Genomic DNA, 604 nt, shown 5'->3' with positions numbered 1-604 from the left:
TCAAACAGAGCGCGTTTACCTTCGGACCCTTTGGCTAGACTGTTGTGTTGTTTAGTTCATCATCTTGGCCAGCTCTTAAATTGTCCCTACTTATGACCTGGAAACATTTTTATTACGCTGGACTGTCAATGGTGCTATTAGGGAGCACTGCTTCTGCTCAAACTAACCATAAGAAACGCGCTAATAAGATAGTAGCAGTGCCGGACACTTTACAGGATGGGCCGGGGCCGGGGCCTGAATCGATACGATGGATTGGTCATGAATGGTGGACTCTTCCCCCTCCCATTGGAGAACCGCTAGATTACTTGGATCGCGTCCATACCTACGTAGAACAAATGCCAACGCTGAACGGCCAGGGCGCGGTCACAGCCAGCATTACTGCCATCAATCAGTACTTGATTGTGCCGCTGGACGCTCCCGACAGCCGCGTGTTCGTGCAGTTCGAGGTAGACAAAGAAGGCCATGTTCGCCACCCGCGGATTGCGAAGGGGCTACGAGCCGACGTGGACTCGGCCGTTATTGCGGCGACGCGCTAGCTTCCGCCTTTCGTCCCCGGCCAGCAGGCTTGTCGTTACCCAAAACTCAAAAAGCGCTGACCAGCAGG

General features: G+C 53.6%; 1 protein-coding gene. It reads left to right on the top strand.

What is annotated here, in order from left to right; all coding sequences use genetic code 11:
* Positions 1 to 335: 335 nt before the first annotated feature.
* Positions 336 to 536, top strand: coding sequence for an energy transducer TonB (locus HW556_RS18420; protein WP_176901574.1), 201 nt, complete (start codon positions 336 to 338; stop codon positions 534 to 536).
* The last annotated feature ends 68 nt before the right edge of the window (positions 537 to 604 follow it).

This window comes from Hymenobacter terrestris (assembly GCF_013377905.1).
GTDB classification, from domain to species: domain Bacteria; phylum Bacteroidota; class Bacteroidia; order Cytophagales; family Hymenobacteraceae; genus Hymenobacter; species Hymenobacter terrestris.
Note: the sequence above shows the minus strand (reverse complement) of the source record. Positions and strands in the feature narration are given on the sequence as shown.